This is a genomic window from Hyphomicrobium sp. CS1BSMeth3, from assembly GCF_900117415.1.
In the GTDB taxonomy this organism is placed as follows: Bacteria; Pseudomonadota; Alphaproteobacteria; order Rhizobiales; family Hyphomicrobiaceae.
This window is the reverse complement of record NZ_FPEI01000005.1, coordinates 317598-333844: the sequence shown is the minus strand read 5'-3', so window position 1 is coordinate 333844 and position 16247 is coordinate 317598. Positions and strand designations below refer to the sequence as shown.

15 protein-coding genes are annotated in these 16247 nt (G+C 62.6%); 2 read left to right on the top strand and 13 right to left on the bottom strand.

Annotated elements, in window-relative coordinates; genetic code table 11:
- Positions 1–146: 146 nt before the first annotated feature.
- The 3 genes from CS1BSM3_RS10695 to CS1BSM3_RS10685 all read right to left on the bottom strand — a co-directional run bounded on the left by CS1BSM3_RS10695 (position 147) and on the right by CS1BSM3_RS10685 (position 2169).
- Positions 147–749, bottom strand: a complete 603-nt coding sequence (locus CS1BSM3_RS10695) for a hypothetical protein (RefSeq protein ID WP_072387067.1) — start codon at positions 747–749, stop codon at positions 147–149.
- Complete coding sequence (locus CS1BSM3_RS10690) at positions 749–1333, bottom strand: hypothetical protein (RefSeq protein ID WP_072387065.1); 585 nt, start codon at positions 1331–1333, stop codon at positions 749–751. The genes CS1BSM3_RS10695 and CS1BSM3_RS10690 overlap by 1 nt, the downstream gene beginning before the upstream one ends.
- Positions 1334–1524: 191 nt before the next feature.
- Positions 1525–2169 carry a hypothetical protein gene (locus CS1BSM3_RS10685; protein ID WP_143149153.1) on the bottom strand — a complete coding sequence of 215 codons (645 nt, stop codon included), beginning with the start codon at positions 2167–2169 and terminating at the stop codon, positions 1525–1527.
- A gap of 564 nt (positions 2170–2733) precedes the next feature.
- Here CS1BSM3_RS10685 and CS1BSM3_RS10680 point away from each other — a divergent pair.
- On the top strand, positions 2734–4632 hold the full coding sequence (locus CS1BSM3_RS10680) for a DUF262 domain-containing protein (protein ID WP_072387061.1): 1899 nt from the start codon (positions 2734–2736) through the stop codon (positions 4630–4632).
- Between the two features lie 453 nt (positions 4633–5085).
- Here the strand turns inward: CS1BSM3_RS10680 and CS1BSM3_RS10675 are convergent, their stop codons facing one another.
- Together CS1BSM3_RS10675 and CS1BSM3_RS10670 are read right to left on the bottom strand one after the other, a co-directional pair.
- The gene (locus CS1BSM3_RS10675) at positions 5086–5892 is read right to left on the bottom strand and encodes a hypothetical protein (protein WP_143149152.1); all 807 of its coding nucleotides are present in this window, start codon (positions 5890–5892) and stop codon (positions 5086–5088) included.
- A gap of 72 nt (positions 5893–5964) precedes the next feature.
- Positions 5965–6402, bottom strand: coding sequence for a hypothetical protein (locus CS1BSM3_RS10670; protein WP_143149151.1), 438 nt, complete (start codon positions 6400–6402; stop codon positions 5965–5967).
- Between the two features lie 251 nt (positions 6403–6653).
- Here CS1BSM3_RS10670 and CS1BSM3_RS10665 point away from each other — a divergent pair, with 251 nt between their 5' ends.
- Positions 6654–7085, top strand: a complete 432-nt coding sequence (locus CS1BSM3_RS10665; protein WP_143149150.1) for a hypothetical protein — start codon at positions 6654–6656, stop codon at positions 7083–7085.
- A gap of 149 nt (positions 7086–7234) precedes the next feature.
- Here CS1BSM3_RS10665 and CS1BSM3_RS10660 read toward each other — a convergent pair whose 3' ends face one another.
- From CS1BSM3_RS10660 to CS1BSM3_RS10630, 8 genes are all read right to left on the bottom strand, one after another.
- On the bottom strand, positions 7235–9304 hold the full coding sequence (locus CS1BSM3_RS10660) for a type IV secretory system conjugative DNA transfer family protein (RefSeq protein ID WP_072387055.1): 2070 nt from the start codon (positions 9302–9304) through the stop codon (positions 7235–7237).
- A complete protein-coding gene (locus CS1BSM3_RS10655) occupies positions 9301–10077 on the bottom strand; it encodes a protein phosphatase 2C domain-containing protein (protein ID WP_072387054.1) in 777 nt (258 codons plus the stop codon). The genes CS1BSM3_RS10660 and CS1BSM3_RS10655 overlap by 4 nt, the downstream gene beginning before the upstream one ends.
- A complete protein-coding gene (locus tag CS1BSM3_RS10650) occupies positions 10074–10883 on the bottom strand; it encodes a VWA domain-containing protein (RefSeq protein WP_072387053.1) in 810 nt (269 codons plus the stop codon). The genes CS1BSM3_RS10655 and CS1BSM3_RS10650 overlap by 4 nt, the downstream gene beginning before the upstream one ends.
- A 423-nt stretch (positions 10884–11306) precedes the next feature.
- Positions 11307–12314: a hypothetical protein gene (locus CS1BSM3_RS10645; protein WP_072387051.1), complete on the bottom strand. Its 1008-nt coding sequence runs from the start codon at positions 12312–12314 to the stop codon at positions 11307–11309.
- A 22-nt stretch (positions 12315–12336) separates the two neighbouring features.
- Entirely contained in the window at positions 12337–12942 is a 606-nt protein-coding gene (locus CS1BSM3_RS27955) for a hypothetical protein (RefSeq protein WP_143149149.1), read from the bottom strand.
- Positions 12890–13618 (bottom strand): relaxase/mobilization nuclease domain-containing protein, encoded by a 729-nt coding sequence (locus CS1BSM3_RS10640; RefSeq protein WP_072387049.1) that lies wholly within the window; start codon positions 13616–13618, stop codon positions 12890–12892. Before CS1BSM3_RS10640 ends, CS1BSM3_RS27955 begins: the two co-directional genes overlap by 53 nt.
- Before the next feature lie 58 nt (positions 13619–13676).
- Positions 13677–14099, bottom strand: a complete 423-nt coding sequence (gene mobC / locus CS1BSM3_RS10635; protein WP_072387048.1) for a plasmid mobilization relaxosome protein MobC — start codon at positions 14097–14099, stop codon at positions 13677–13679.
- Positions 14100–14904: 805 nt separating this feature from the next.
- Positions 14905–15906 carry a hypothetical protein gene (locus CS1BSM3_RS10630; RefSeq protein ID WP_072387046.1) on the bottom strand — a complete coding sequence of 334 codons (1002 nt, stop codon included), beginning with the start codon at positions 15904–15906 and terminating at the stop codon, positions 14905–14907.
- Between the last annotated feature and the right edge of the window lie 341 nt (positions 15907–16247).

Sequence of the window (16247 nt, the reverse complement as noted above, 5' to 3'; positions counted from 1 at the left end):
GCCTCGCGTGCTCGAATGGAGGTCGGCAGGGCCACCGGGCTCATGAGGCGGCTGGTGGCCCTGCAGGCGGGCTAGGCTCGGCAGGGGTGAGGCCGCAGGCAGGTGGCGGAGCCTAGGGCGCCGCTGCCGTGCGGTGGGGTCGGTTATTAGATATCCCTTCCCCTCGATCTGGCTTTGGCGGGTGCCGGCGGCTCGGCCCAGATGTTGGCCATGGGTTTGCGCGCGGCAGTCTTCGGTGTTTTGGCGGGTGGCTCGTTCTGCTTGGCGATGGCGGCGGCGTGGAGCTCGAGCTCGGCGAGGTCGAGGCGCGCCCGCTCGATCTGGATTTTCAGCAGCGCGGCGTGGGTGTCCTTGTCCTTGGCATAGGGGATGGCCGCGAGCTGCTGGCGGTATTCGGCGCTGCGGACGCCATCGAGATAATCGTGGTCGTCGCTGGCGCGTTGGTGGCCGAGGTGGGCCATGGCCATGCGGTGCTGGTAGTAGGGTGAGAGTTGCTCGGGCGCGGGCATGGCGGGTTCAGGCGTCGGGAGGGTATCGCGGGCGAGGTCGTAGGCAAGGCGGCGCTCGGCAATGATGTCGCCGAGGGCTTGGCGGCGGGTTTCGGCCGTGCGCCAGGGTGCGAGGCGGAGGCGTTCGCGGATGGTCGGCGGCATGGTGAGGATGGCGCGCCGGACGTCGAGGGGGAGGCCTTGCAGGGGATCGGTCCCCCGCAAGGCCGTGTGGGCGTAGTGGCGTTGCACGCGGTCCATCACCGGCCCCGTGACTTGCTCTTGGTTTTGGTCTTGTCCGGCTCGGGCGTGGTGTCGATGGTGCCGGCGAGATAGGGATTGCCGTTCTTGTCGAGCTTGGCCCAGGCGGCGACCTTGTAGGGGGTCTTGGCCTGCTCGTCGGTGGCATAGCCCCAGTAGTCCGGCTTGCTGGCGGCGTCCTTGAGCTTGTTGGCGACTGCGGCCGCTTTGACCTTGTTGGCGAACAGGATGATGCCGTTCGGCTGCAGTTTGAGGCTGCGGCCTTCGCTCTGCGCGAGCTCGAGCATGTCCGGCGTGGTGTCGGCGACGTTCGCGGCCGCGGCGGGCTGCGCCATGGCATTGATCTGGTCGCGGGCATTGGCGCCGAGGGTGCCGGTGAGGACGACGGCGCCGTCCTTGCCGGACTTGGCCCACAGCGCCAGCTTGCGGTTGTCGCCGCCGGCGGTGAGGGAGAGCTCGCCTTCGAAGGCCGGGCGCTTGTTGTCGCTGGCGGCCTTGTGGTTCTTGAAGGCGATGAGGCGGCCTTTGTCAGAGGTTTTGGCTTTGGCGGCGGGGATGGGCTCAGACACAGTATCGGTGGTCATGGAGTGGCCTCGAGTATGGTTTGGGTTGAAGTAATAAGGAGAGGGCGGAGCGGAAGAATTGTGCTCCGTTCGTCAAAAGTGCTGATTCGCCGTGGCTCAATTACGGCGCTCAAGAGAATTTGTCGGGGCAATAGGTTAATGTGGAAAAGCCCCCTTCGGGGGGGGGGCTTTTCTTGGGTCAGTCAGGGGTTTTAGCGGCCGCTGCGCGACGATTTGCGGCGGGTGGTTTCCTGGCCTTCGGGAAGGTCGAAGGGGATTTCGGAGCCCGTTTCGGCCATGCCGGCCTCGGTGGCAATATCCTTGCCCGGCTGCGGGAAGGTGGTTGCGCCGGTCAGGAGGGGGTTTTTGTAGCGGTCCTGGCGCAGCCATACGGAGATGGCGATGGGCGGGGTGTTGTTGCCCATGTTGACGCGGCCCCAATAGTCCGGGCGCATGGGGTTTTCGGTGTCCTTGAAGCCGTTCTTGAAGAGCACGACCTCATAGGGTTTGAGCGTGAGGTTGGCGGAGCCCTGCATGAGGTCGGTGGGATCATAATCGACAACGGGTTTGGTGAGGGCCTCGATCTGGGCGTTGACGTCGTCGGTGATGGGCATGCGGTCAATGCGGCCGGAGAAGTAGGTATTGCCGTTCTTGTCCTTGTTGGCCCACAGCGCGAAGGCGTGCTGCTCGCCGGCACCCGGTGCGGAGAGACGGCCGGAGAAGTCGGGGCGCTTGGAGCCGAGGGGTTTGCTGCGGTTGAGGCCGGCGATGAAGTTGCCGCGCTGTTGCTGGGTGGTTTGGTCCATTGGTTGGGTGGTCATGGTTTTGCTTTCCTTGGCGGAGGAAGGCTGGCCCATGTTGAATACGCTGGCAATACAGGGTGCGCGGGGTTTGGGCACCTGTGTGCAATCGCGGGTGTCAGGTCGGCTGGGGGGCGCTGACATATGGTTTTAGGGTCGGTTCGAGCGCCCGTCTGGCGATGTCCTTTTCTCGGCCGGCCCTTTTGATGTCTCTCGTTCTCGGATTTCAGGATATCTGGCGCTACCATGGAGCCGGCGTATGGGATTGTTCGGCGGTGATCGGCTTTCGGGAATAGAGCTTGAGATGGGCATCGGCTATGTATGGCCATTCGCGGTCGGTAAGAGAGCGGTCGCACCAAGCCCGAGCTGTGCGATTGGAGCGGCATCTAGAGCCGCCGACATAGTTCGTACAATGAGTTCACAGATCGCAATCAATACGCTGTTGTACAAAGGATATTGGGAAAGCGTTTTCTTCCGATAAAGGTGCACAAGCTGTGGGCAGACGCCTGGCGGGGGGATTGCTGCGGCGTATTGGCGAACCCATGATAGGGCCTCGCGCTGGGGCTGCTTGTTGATCAGTGCTTGCGGACAGACGGAAAGTGGACATTGGGGGGAAGCACGATGGCGGGGGCAACGTTCAAAACCAATCCGTACGGACTGCGAGAGCTGCTGCAGCAATGCCACAAGGGCACCATGCAGCTCCCGGATTTCCAACGGAGCTGGGTGTGGGACGAGGATCGCATTAAGAGCCTGATTGCGTCTGTTTCGCGGTCGTTCCCGATTGGCGCGCTCATGACGCTGCAGACGGGTGGCGTGGAGTTCAAGCCGCGGCCGGTGGAGGGGGCACCCGCCGATGCGCGGAACACGAAGCCGCAGTCACTCCTGCTCGACGGGCAGCAGCGCATGACCTCGCTCTATCAGGTCTCGCTGAGGGGAAAGGTGGTCGAGACCATCACGCCCAAGAAGAAGAAGGTGAAGCGGTGGTTTTACATTGACATCGAGAAGGCGCTGGATGAGGCGGTGAACCGCGACGATGCCATCGTATCGGTGCCGGAGGACAAGAAGGTGGTTCCGCAATTCGGCCGGAGCGTGGAGCTGGACGTGACCACGCGGGAGCAGGAGTACAAGACGTTGATGTTCCCGGTTTCGGAGGTGTTCGATTGGGATGATTGGCAGGACGGGTTCGACAGCTATTGGAAGGGGGACCAAAATGAGGAAACCCGGAAGCTGTTTCGCACTTTCAAGAAGACGGTTCTGGAGAACTTCAAAGGCTACGATGTTCCGGTGATTGCGCTGGATGCGGAAACATCAAAAGAGGCCGTCTGCGTGGTGTTTGAAAAGGTGAACACCGGCGGCAAGCCCCTGGACGCGTTCGAGCTGGTGACGGCGATGTACGCGGCGGACGGTTACGAACTTCGGCGCGATTGGTACGGCAAGGAAGGGGAACTCGGGCGCGAGCATCGTTTCGCGGAGCACCTCAGGCTGGCGGATGCTGCAAAGGGCATCATTGCAGAGGTGTCAAACACCGATTTCCTGCATGCGGTCTCGCTGTTTTATACGCGGGAGCGACGGCGCGCGGCGGAAGCAGCCGGCAAGCAGGGCAAAGATCTCCCGGCCGTTTCGGGCAACCGCAACGCGCTGCTGAACCTACCGCTGGAGGCTTACAAGAAGTACCAGGACCAGGTGGAAGAGGGCTTCAAGCGGGCCGCGAAGTTCCTGCATCTGCTGCACATCTATCGGGTATTTGACCTGCCTTATCAGACGCAGATCGTGCCCCTGGCGGCTATCCTGGCCGATATGGGCAATGCCTGGGAGCATGAGGCCAACCGTGCCAAGCTGGTGCGCTGGTACTGGAACGGGGTTTTCGGGGAGCTTTACGGCTCGGCCGCGGAAACCCGGATTGCGCGGGACTTTATGGAGGTGCCCACATGGCTCAAGGGCGGGCCGTTGCCGTCTACGATTGAAGAGGCGACCTTCCGTGCCGAGCGGCTCAAAACCATGCGGATGCGCCTATCAGCGGCGTACAAGGGCGTGAATGCGCTGCTCATGAAGGAGGGCGCGCAGGACTTCCGATCAGGCCAGCAGTTTGGGCACGCCATGTTCTTCTGCGAGAACGTGGATATCCACCACATCTTTCCAAAAGCCTGGTGCGAGGCACGCAAGATCGAGCCTGCCGTCTATGATTCCATCATTAACAAGACGCCGTTGGCGTTCCGCACCAACAGGATTATCGGCGGCAGGGCGCCTTCGGCTTATCTTGGAAAGCTCGAGAACGGGGACGACGAAACTCCGGAGATCCTTCCGGAAAACCTGGACGGCTATGTATCATCCCACCTGATTGATCCCGCGCTGCTGCGCGCCGACGAGTTCGAGAAATTCATGAAAGATCGGCAAGCGCGGCTATTGAAGCTGATTGAAGCGGCAACCGGCAAGGCGGCGCACAGGGGCGAGACGCTGGACGCCGATGACGAGATGGACGCGGAAACCGCGGAAGCCGAACGGACCATGGCCGCGGCGTGATGGCTCGCGGGCGGGCCATCTGGCGCAACGATGATGGGGAGAAGAAGGATGTCCGAGAAGCGTGAGGAGGTCCTGGAGCTCCCCGATTTCGGCGCAGTGGTCTGGCACAGAGCTGGGCACGCTACCGGCAAATTAGAACACTGCCGTTTCGTCAAAGAGTATTAGACAAGGTATGGGGATTGCATTAGTATGGTTTTATCACCATATCTAATTTTGGTGACATTGGAGATGTGGCCACCCGCCGGAGGGTGGGTCTTCCGTTTCTTATAATCCTGATTATGTTAAATACCCCCCAAAACCACCGCGCTCAGAGCCGGCTCCCTTTAATTCTGTCCCTTTTGGCCTTTAATTATGCCACCAAGCCATCTCGCGCCCGTCAAGCGGATAGTGCATTCAGCGCGCCGGTAAGTCCGGCACGTTGCTTGGGATGTAGCCGTTTGGAGGCTTCGCTGATCAGGAGACTTGCGTGGCGAGCGGGAGTGTGAAGCGCCACTTGAGCTGAGCGTTGTCGAAGATGGCGCGCCACATGATGGGACCGCCCAGGAGAATGAAGGGGCGGTCGGATTGGTTGGCAAAGTATTTGAGTTCGTTTTGGGCCTGCAGCAGTTTGCGCCCCTTGAGATCCAGGAACAGGTTGTCGGCACCGACGATGAGGAGTGCGCGAGAGGGCGTTGCGCTCAAGATCGCTCTGGCTTTCTCGTGGATGGCGACGGCGGTTCGAGGTGTTGGGCTGAGCGGTCCGATGATGGCGCGAGCCAGGCGTTGGTTCTGGTGCTCTGTGCCGGGGGCGACGATACGAAGCGAGTAACAGAGGTGCCGGCCGATGCGTGAAATGAATTCGGATGAAGGGGATGCTGTTAGGGCGATATTGCCGCCATGGTCGCGTTTGACCGTGCTGGCGGCCTTGGTGATGGCATCGAAGAGGACGGGTTCGGTTGCTTCGGCAGGGTAGAAGGAAGGCCCAAGGCGTGTCGGGAAAGGCTCGATAGGCCGCTTGGCCGTGAGGCGAGAGTTGGAAGTTGCGGTTGGTGTGGTCTTAGAGAGCTTCTCGCGCAGATTCATGACGGCGCGCCAGCCGCAAAGAGGACCAACGATGGGAAAATGGGCTTTGCCGTTGGTGTCGTGAACCCAGTAGTTACCCCGGTGCTCCAACTGGGCAAGGTAGCCGATGCCGGGGATATCAACGCGATCAGGCAGGGATTGCGGGGTTGCGGGGCCCCCTCCCCTGCCCTTTTCATTTCGCGCGCGGATGCGGCTCATGTTCGCCTTCTTCATTGAGGTCGATTATGCGCCGATGCCGATGGAAGGCAAGCGAGTGTGTGGAATAAGGGTTTAGTGTGGCTGGGGGCGCCTGGTGGTGAGGATCTCGTTGGCTGCCTCGATGATCTCTTTGGTGAGTTTGCGAAGGGTGGTCAGGTGCGCAGCATCGAGAGTGGTGAGTTTCCTGTTCTTTTCGAATTGAGCGATGGCATGGAGATAGTCTTCTGCGGCAGCGCGAAAGTCGCGCGCTTCTCGTCGCAGGTAGGATATGGCGTGCAGGTCGGTTTCTTCGCGGTAGGCTTCGAGGTCGTCCGCGATATCCGCGTGGTCTATGACAATAACCAAGGAAAGACTGATCAGCTCGGGATCATTGGTGTTGTCGTGGATGACGGGGTGGAGGGTGGCCATTGGCGAAATGGTGGGTCGCGCTGCCGAGTATGTCAAGGAGGCGATGAGGGGATCGCCTTGTTTGAATGACAAGGCGTGGATTGCGTCGGGTTGGCTGGTCATTGGCGCGTGCCGACCCATACGTGGGGCGCGATTTTGGATGATCGTCTCGAGTTGATGCTGGGGGCCACGGGGGTTTGGCCGTGATCTGCAGGGCGCGAAACGAGCGGCTTTTGGAATGGCGGCTTGGGGACGGGGATACCCTGCATATATGGCTTCGGCCGATGGGTGCCGCTGTCAGGTGGAAGGTCAGTAGATGTTGTGCGGGCTCTCATAGGATGGGGACAATCAACGCGCAAAGCGAGGCCCCCCTGATGACGCCTTATGAGAAGATCAAAACCCGCTTCACGACTGCATTGATGGATGGACTGGCTTTTGTTGGGCGCCATCGCATGAAGCTGGGCATGGGGCTGGGAACAGGTTTCGTGGCAGGCTACTTTGCGCAAGACATGGCCGAGGCCATGCGCGGCTCAACCGATGGGTCGCTGCCAACTCAGCAAGCGGGCACGACGGCAGGATATGCCGATAGGGCCGTGGCCTGTGCCGAGGCAGAGAGGCTGACGGCGGTGCAGAAAGAACTTGCCGAGCAGATGCGCGGCCTGCCGCCCACGCCCTTGGGCGAGGTGGACCCGGCGCACGTTGCTGATGTGAAGGTGCGCTACTTCCGGGCGGAAATAGACGCGAGCAATGCCGGCGTGGCCTGCACGGCTCTGAGCAAGCCCGAGGATGGCGGGGTGGAGCGGTAGACCGCGCCGATGAAAGCGGTTCCGACCTGTTGGCTCAATTGAGTTGGCGCGGTCGTCGACCGTAGGCCCGGCCGGGACCTTGTCGAGGCGCGTGTGTTGCGGTGTTTCTGGGCCGGCGTTGGGGGCACGGGTTCTCGTCGGTGGGTTGGTCAGGTGGTGGCGCCAGGTGTCGGCTTGGGCTGGGCGGTGGGTTTTGAAGCCATGGGGACGCTTGGCGGCGGCATGAAGCGATTGCTGTAGACCTTGTCGCCCAGGATTTTATCGAGCATGGCGGGATGCTCGCCATCGGTGATGGTGAGGGTCTGGTCGGCGTACCTGCGGCCGGCGAGGTCATTGAGCGAGACCAGCGGACGGGTTTCGCCGGTGATGATGTCGCGGGTTTCGCCGAGGGTAGGTTTTACGAGGTCGTAGGCGGCCTGGTCGGGGGCCATGAACATGCGCACGTGGCAGGTTTCAATGAGCCCTTCGCCGCGTTGCTTGCCGTAGGCGTCGATGATCTGGCCGACGTTCTGCGCCAGCATCCACAGGCGCAGGCCGTGTTTGCGGCCGGTGTCCTGCATGTTCAGCATCGCGTCGAAATGCCCGAGACGGGGCATTTCATCCATGAAGAAGGTGATGGGCGGTTCCCCGGCTGAGGGTTTCAGGCGGGACAGGACTTTTATGTGCGTTTGAAAGATCAGGCGCACAAGGGGAGCAAGGGCGGTCAGCTCGTCTTCGCGGATGCAGAGGTAGACGGTGCTCCCAGGGCGCTGCCGAAGTTGCGCGGGTGTCCAATCGCTGTGCGCGGTGGCATTGCGGAGCACCTCGGAGCGGCCGAAGAGCGAGAGCGCGTTGCGCGCGTTGGCGAACACGCTGTCGAGCATTTTGCCTTCGGCTTGCATGCCGGTGCGGATGCGCGTGGCGACAGAGGCCACCTCGGGGATGTTGTGGTTTTGCGCGATGGCGTCGAGCAGCAGGAGGAAGTGGCCGGAGGCGGTGGCGAGGAAAGCTTGCTTGCGCGGGTCGTCAGCGGGAAATGGCAGGCCGATGAGCTGGTTCAAGGCCGTTATGGTGCGTTTCCCCGGCGTGCCGCGGAGTGCAATGGCGAGGGCAAAGGCCCAGATGATGTCGCGGGCGGCGCTGTCCCAGAACTTGTCGTGGCTGTTGGGGTTCTCGGCAATCAATTGATGGCTGAGCACGGTGCAATCGTCGGCGGCCTGGTTGGGCGTGCGGGCGATGAAGTCGAAGGGATTGAAGCGGTGGGTTCGTCCCTGCGGATCGGTGGGCGAGAAGCGGTAGACGGGGCCGAAGTGCTTTTGGCGGTATCCTGCGGTCATCTGCCAGAGCTCGCCCGAGGGATCGAGGACGAAGGCGCTGCCGGCGTAGTTGAGCAGGTTGGTCACGATGTGAGCCTGGCTCTTGCCCTTGCCCGGGCGGCCGATGGTGATCAGGCTTTGCGTGCCGTCGAAATAGACGGGCGCCTTGGCTGGGCCGATGGTGCCGAGAATCAGTGAGCGTTTGGAGGCCTCGGCCTTGAAGGTGGGGCTGGCGGCCAGGTCATCGGCGGCGAGCCAGCGGGAGCCGCGTTCGAGCAGCGGGCGGACGTCGGGTGCTTTCATCATGCGGGCAGCGCCGTCGGCGAGGATGCGGTTGTAGGGCGGGAGCGCAAGGGTGAGGTTGCTTGAGAGGAAGCGCTGGACCTGGGTTGCGAGAGGATGGGTTTGGTGCTCCGCGGCAAGGGTGATGACGGTGGAGGTCGGCGAGGCGTTGTGGAAGGCGAGGTTGGCGAGAAACGTGTGCCATTCCTCGGGAGTGATGGCGTGCTGGGCGGCGAGTCTGGCGTGGCCGATGAGAATGGCGCAGGAAGGTTCGTCGAGGCTTGCGATGGCGCGGGTGGTGATGGCGCTGCGCATGAGGGTGGTCAGCTGCGAGCGGCGACGGGAGGATTGAGCGCGGGAGAAGAGGTTTTTGGCGACGGCGCCCGCGAGGGCGAGACCGGCACCGCCTGCGAGGTAGGCCCCGGCGGCCTGGACACCCTCAAGCATGGCCTTTTGAGGATTGACGATGCGCTCGTCATTCTGGAGCAGGCAAGCCTCGAAGTAATTGTCGGAGAGCGTGGCGAGCAGTGGCGCCACCGGAATGCACAGAGCGGCCGATTTGTCGGCGGCGAGGGCTTCGACGGCCGGGACCAGCGTCGCGGTGGTGTAGTTTCCGAGGTCGAAGATGGGCGAGATGGTCATGAGGGTGGCCTCAGGGCGGCGACGATGGTGGCGTCGTCATCGTCTCGGATGTTGGCGGAGTAGATTGAGAAGTAGCCGGCAACGGCGCGCAGGTCGTTCTTGGCGCCAATCTGGTGGAGGGTTGGGGCATAGAGCTTGGTGTCGGGCTCGGTGACGGAATTGGCGCCGTCGGTGTGGAGGATGAACCCGGCGAGGGTTTCCATGGGCACGGAGCGGAAGGTGGTGCTCTTGCGCCAGGTTGGGCTGTTGATGCCGTAGGTGCGGCGTTTGGGGATTCGGGTCACGGGGTCGGGTTTTGGCAGCGCGAGGCGCGGAGAGCACAGGCCGAAGATCTTGTCGCCGCTGTAGGAGATGGCGGTGATGTTGCTGTCGCCGATGCTGGCGCAGTGGATCTGGTCTTCGTTGACGATGGCCGCGACCAGGGTGGTGGCGAAGCCTGTTGGGTCGATGCCACGTCGTGCTGCGGCGCTGGTGATGGCGGTGTGGGCGGCGAGGTACGCGCTGTTGAGGCGCGGCAGGTCGTGGGTGGTGGCTTCGCGCATGTGCTGATCGAGGGCGGCGACGGCCACGGCGGCCCCCTCCCCGCCGTGGCTGGATTTGCTCATGCCGTCGGCGACGGCGAGCCAGAAGGCTTTGCCGTTGCCGCCGACGATGAAGGCATCCTGACAAGATTGCCCGTTGTTTTCGTGCTTTTGGCCCGTGAGGGCGGAGGCGAGAATGCGCCAGCCATGGTGGGCATAGCTGGCGCAGGTGTGGAGCGGCTGCATGGTCATGCCGGATAAGTTTCTTCGTCGTGGCGCTGGTGGATGTTCTGAGGCTTGGCCGCAGCGATGTGGCCCTCTGCCGCTTCCTGCATGGTCGAGGGCGCGAACGGGTCGGTGGCCTGGTCGAGCGCTTCGGACAGCAGGATGATGGCTTCGGCGATGGCTTGGGCGCCCTTGCCGATGTCGATCACTGTCTCGGGCCCGGTGAGGGCTTCGAGCGTCTTGGTTTCATTGTTGGCCCGGCCATTGGGCGTGACCATGTGCAGGATGCCGGCATTGGGTGTGTGGGCATCGCTGGCGGTGAGGCCGCGCAGGCGGGCACTGAGGTTGTTCCACAGCGGCTCGCCGGGCCTGGTGTCATTGATGCCGCCATCGGAGAAGTGGATGATGTTGGGCATTCCCCAGCTCACGCCGTTCTTTTTGTACACCTGCAGGCGCTGATGGATGACGCCGAGGGCGAACTTGAAGGCGGCGGCGGTAGCGGTCGAGGTGCCGGCGTGGAACGAGGTGTGGGTGGGGACCAGCTGTTCGCGCTGGGTCCAGTCCATGACCAGTGTCGGGGTCGTGTCGTAGGTGATGAGCGACACGTCGATGCCGCGGTCGGCGAACGGCGCGGTCGGGCTGCTGTCGGCAATCTGCTGAAGGATGCCGGGCAGCGTGGTGTTCACCACCTCGATGTCGGGGGGCGAGCCTTGGCTCATGCTCCAAGAGACGTCGACCAGGAGCACGAGGGGGTGGCGCTTTACGTGGAGCTGGTTCGCGGGAATGGCCGCGTTCTGGTTGAGGAGGCTGGCAACGATATCATCGGCGTTCATGTCGGTGATTTCCTTTCGAGTATGGGGACAGGTTTCAGAACAAAGGGTTTTCGTAGGGGCAGTGGTGGTGGTTTTGACTTGGCGGTTCTCCGTGGATTTCGCTGTGGCAGGGGAATGTCGGGGATGGGGCTCAGGATCGGCGTGGCGGATGCGAGGATGAGAGGCGTTGGTGCGGGCGGCGGCTCCTGGCTTTTGCGCGGAGGTTCTTTGAGCGAAATTGGTTGAAGGGGTGCGCCAGCAATCAGGATGCTCGTGGCGACGAAGGCGGCCGCGAGCTGACGGCGTGGCGCGGGGCGGCGTCGCCGGCGTTGGGCGTTTTGTGGTGGATGGGGTCCGGCGTTGACAGGAGGCGCTGGCGCTGCCGGTACGACGGCATGTGGTGCGGTTGGGGGCGGAAAGACGCTGATTGGTTGGGCATGGTCGCTAAAGAGACCTCCAATGGCAGGAGAGGAGCTGTGTCCATTGGCGTGCGGTGGTGGGCGTATTGCTGGTGAAGGATTTGCGGAACGCGGCACGCAGGTCGGTGTGCATTTCGTTCCAGAGGGCGAAATCGAGCCGCTTGTCCTTGTGTGGCAATTGGCGATCGAACAGGAAGTCGCGGGCCTTGATGGCCCGGTTGTGGTTGATCTCGCCCTGGGTATCGAAGGGATGGACGGGGATGTCGCGTTGCGCCATCAGCAGCTGAAGCAGCAGGATGGCGAGAACGAAATCGTCGTGCTGGGCGGTGGCGACGGGGTTGCTGAATTCGTCGGGAGAGACGTAGTTCGGCGTGAAGCCGAGCACGCGGAAGAGCTGGTCGCCGTGGTTGAGGGCATAGGTCAGCTGATAGCTGTCGGCGTCGATGAAGTGGACGCGGCGCATGTCCGTCGAAATGTGGACGTTATTCGGTGAGAGATCACCGAACACGAACCGATAGGGGTGTTCGTGCAGGCGCGCGATCTGGTGAGCCAGATGGCAGGCAATGTGGATATTGGTTTGATGGTCGCGCGGTGTGCGTTTGGAGCTGGTCGTAAGGAAGTCGCGCAGCGGCCGGGTGTCAGTCAGGCGCTCCATGGTGAAGCCGAGGATTTTGGCTTGCAGCGCGGTTATGTCGAAGTGCCCGCCCTTGATGATGTCAGGATCGGACGTGATCAGGCGGCGCGGCCAGGTTACGAAGTCGAGCGGGTGCTGGGGGTGTACGCGCAGGCTGTCGCGCTGGGAGACCAGCAGGACGAGGCGCTTCACCTGGTCGAAATTGGCGGGATTGCGCAGGCTCTTCAGGGCCTGCGGGTTGAACATCTTGGCGACCATCGGCCCGCGATTGGTGCGCGTGGTCACCTCGTGGACGGTGGCGAAGCCGGTTCGCTTGGTGATGGGATCGCCGATGTGGATGGGCATCCATCGCGGGCGGCCGCTGTCAGCTTCGTTGAAGTAGCAGGCGTGGGCGTGCATCTCCGCTGCCGGAGACGCTTTATCAGCGGCCCCGTCCTCTCGAGCGTGGTGGTTTGTCCGTCGGCGGCGACTGCCAGTAGTCGGCAAAGGGTTTTGCCGGGCGGTCTTTCGTCGCGGTGGGTTGGGTGGGTTGGCGCTCGAGCGCGGCTACGGCGTGAATGTATTGGTCATGAGAAATAGTCCCCCGGTCGAAAAAGGTCTTGAGTAATTCTTTGGCCGCGAGCTTGGCTGACCCCCGGTCGGCATTAGGCTCGCGTTCGATATAAGTTAGAAGCAGCTTTTGGATTTCCTCGGGCGGGATTGGGGCAATACCGAGGGTTGAGGTGAATATGTGTTCAACCTCGCGGATGAGGGGTGCGAGAACCCCGGATTTTTGAGCATTTGCCTGGGTTTTTGGTTCGTTCCGCGGCGCTTCTTGGGGTCGCTGAGCTTGATTCGCCGATGGTATTCTTGGCGATTTTCCGGCTGATTTCGTTGTTTTGCGGCCTCGTGCTGCGTAAATCTTCCAGGCTTCGCCGAATCGTTTTTCGAGGTCGGGCAGCCGAATCGTGCGGCCGAGATCCGAGAGCTTGAGTTCATGCGTGCCGTTGGTGAGAACCAGCCCCCTCCCCTTCCCTTCGAGTGACAACTCGCAGGCTTTCAGGGAGTCCTGCAGGGACTTCCAGTCGCGCGGCTGCGAACAAGGGGCCGACGTTGGCGGCAATCGTGCTGATGTGATGGTCGGAGAAGCGTGCGCGCGGACGGCGGCCGGTGCGCGCTTGCATGCGGTATTCGGTGGCCTTGGCGCGTCGGGGCATGCGGAGACGGGCCTCGGCTGTATTGTGGCGGCCGGGGACGAAGGTGAAGCCGTGGCTTTTGGCCAGGCGTCCGATGCTCTTTTCAATGCGCGCGTAGTCCTTGGAGGTGCTCCAGGCCTTGCCGGTGTGCGGGTGCACGCGGTTGATCAGCATGTGCAGGTGGCGGTGTTCCTTGTCCTCGTGGACGACCAGGATGGCCTGATGGCGGTCGAGGCCGATGTCGGCGAGGTGGGCGTCGGCGAGCGTCTCGATGGCGGGAATGGTTGGGTTTTCGTCGCGGCTCCAGCTGATGATCAGGTGCATGAGCGGCGTTTGCACGCGCGCGCTTTTCTGTGCCGTCCATTGCATGAGTCGGGGCGCGTGCTCGGGATTGGGGTCGGCGAGATTGCGCAGGGCCATCCACGCGACGCGGTGGGCCTCGCCTTTGGTGGCGTCCTTGCTGCCGCGCAAAAGGTAGTTGAGCGCGCCGCGAAACCCCCTGCCCTGGGCAACCTTCTTGGCGATCATGTTTTGTGTGGCGGTGAGGTGGTGCTGGATATGGGTGAGAGGCGGGATGGATCAAATTTCATGTGTCCTGGATCTCGCCCGGCGATTGCGAGAGGGCCGCGTCGAGATAGGCAGTGGCGCGCAATTGGATGTCGGTCAGTTGGGCAAGGATCTGCTGGAGCTCCCGCTTGCCGAGCGGAACCATGCCGCTGTTGGCCTGGCGGGTGAGCTGATTGAGGTTGTTGCCGATGCGGCTGGCTTCCACGGCGAGGTTGTTGATTGAGACGGCCAGTTGCTCGCGGGCGTGGGTGGCGAGGCGGCGTCGTGGCGTCGGTTGCGGATGGGGGCTTTGGCTGGCGGTAAAGCGGCTGCGGAGGAAGTTAGTCAGGGTGGTGTTTTCCGCCCTGGCACGCTCGGCAAGCTGCAGACGTTCGTCAGCGGTTAGATAAACATAGACGCGGCGGTTGCGCGGATGGGCTTTGCGAGCAGGTTTCCGTGGCATCGGCTATCCAGCCTCCCTCGGCGTTTGAGAGGGCAAGCATGGCCTTGAGCCGCAGGCGAATGGCCACGCTTTTGAGGTGCAAACTTGCACCCAAAAGCATTGCTTGCTCTCACGTCGCCGCGCAAGGCATAATAACCGCAGCCGTGCAGATTAGGCGGCGCGTTCGAAGGGCTGTCAGGGCGGTTTTTGGTTCGTTTTCCGCCCGGTCCTTGGCGCTGAAGATATTTCATGAGTCGGTGGTGGTTGACGAGCGGGGGTGCGCTGCCGGGGACGTTCGTCCGGGCGCTTTGAAGCGCCTGATGGGCACTCAATTGGTCTCGCGGCGACGGGCGGGATCGCGATTGGCGGGAAGGCCGGAGCATCGGCCGTCGGAGTGATGGGCGCCGTCTGAGATCCGATTGCCAAGCTGTCCTGGCGACAGGCCACCATGCCGTTGTGCATCAAGGTGCCGGGCTGATATGGCGCCATGGGGTCAAGGCGGTGTGCCAAACCCCTGCCCGTGGCCGCTTTTTTGGATTTGATCGAGGTTGGGTGCGGGAAACCGACCGCAGCGATTTTCGGAGGGCGTGCTGGCCTCGTGTGTGCGCGTGCAATGGGCTCTTGGGGTGGCATCATCGGTCGAGGGCGAGGCGCAGTGAGGCGGAATGAAGTACGGGATTGAGTGGGTTTTTGGGCGGAGCGGAGTTCTTGGAGAGCGATGTATTGCGTTTAAGTGATTGGAAATGCGTGGAGCATTGAGGCTGGGATGCGGGGCAGTAGGTGGCGATTTTGGACGCGCGGCGTACTTTGGTCGCGGTTGGCGCGGTCAGGCGGCGTTGGCACGGCGCGATGCGGGATGAGAAGCCGCGTCATCAGGTGGCGGCTGCAGCGGCAGTGCCATCTGGCTGTTGAGGGCGTGCTCGTAATGGTAGCGGTGGCTCTTGTGGCGGCCGACCCCCCTCACCTCCACGCGCCAGGACTTGAGCCCGCCGGCGCGGACCATGTCGTCGAAGGCCTTGCGTGACTTGCTCCGGAAGTCGCGGCGGGTGGACGCGCTTTCGTGGGGGCCCCAGAGGTCGCGTCCGGCGAGCTGCGCGAGGCGTTCCTCATCCACCCAGGTGTGATTGCGCATGCTGTCGATGTAGGGCCAGTAGGACTTGGCGTAGTCCGAGGCGAGGGCGAAGTGGACGTCGGCGTTGAGGCTCACCAGTTTCGCCGAGAAGACCATGTTGGCACTCCATTCGCCGTAGTGCAGGACGACGCGGCTGTCGAGCTGGAGGCCCTCCCATTCCACGTCGTGGAGCATGTTGCCCATGCGGCCGGGTGAGCGGGGCAGTTTGCCCTGCTTGTGCTGCTCCAGCAGCTTCATGTGGTCGCCTTCATACACCGTCACCACGACCTTCTTGATGTCCTCGAAGGTGTAGTGGAGGGCGGTCACGTTGTTGACGTGGGGCGTGAGGCCCATGGAGGTGAGGAGTTCGCGCCAGGTGGTGGTGACGCGGAGGTAGCGGGAGCGGTGGACGGCCGAGTTTGGGTCGGGCAAGACCACGGTCTCATGCTCGAGACGAAAGACGGCATACAGGGCGTCGCGGTGCTGGCTGCCGAGCTCGCGGCCGGCGACGCGCACGATCGAGTGGCCGGGCACCACGTAGAGCCGGTCATAGTTGGTATCGGTGATGAGGCCGCGGCGCTTTGGGGCGAAGGCACTGGTGCGCGCGAGGCGGGCGGGAACTTTGGCGGGGTTGCGGCGCCCGCGCCGCTGGCCGATGCGTTTGAGCCGGGAGATTTCGGCGTCGCTCAATTCAGTGGGCGGTGTGGTGCGGCTCATTGGGGGTATTGAACGGTTGGACGGGAACCGCCGCAACATTTTTCGGAACAGTCGCCACAGATTTAGGCAACCATCTGTGGCATTGCGGTTTTGGGATTGGTGTTGGCAAACCGGAGCAGACGCGACAAAAGCTGGAGCAGTCGTCACATTTTGCAGGATCGGGGGATACGATTGCATACTGTCCGACCTGAGGTTTAATGGGTTTGAGCGTGCGCAGTGGGGAAGCGGAGTTCTCCAACCAGGTCTGTGGGTAAGTCGGCCCGTTTGGGAAGCGAGGTCACAATTTCGGGAGGGGCGGTCGCAGAAACGGGAAGCGCGGTCACACTTTCCGGAAACGCCGC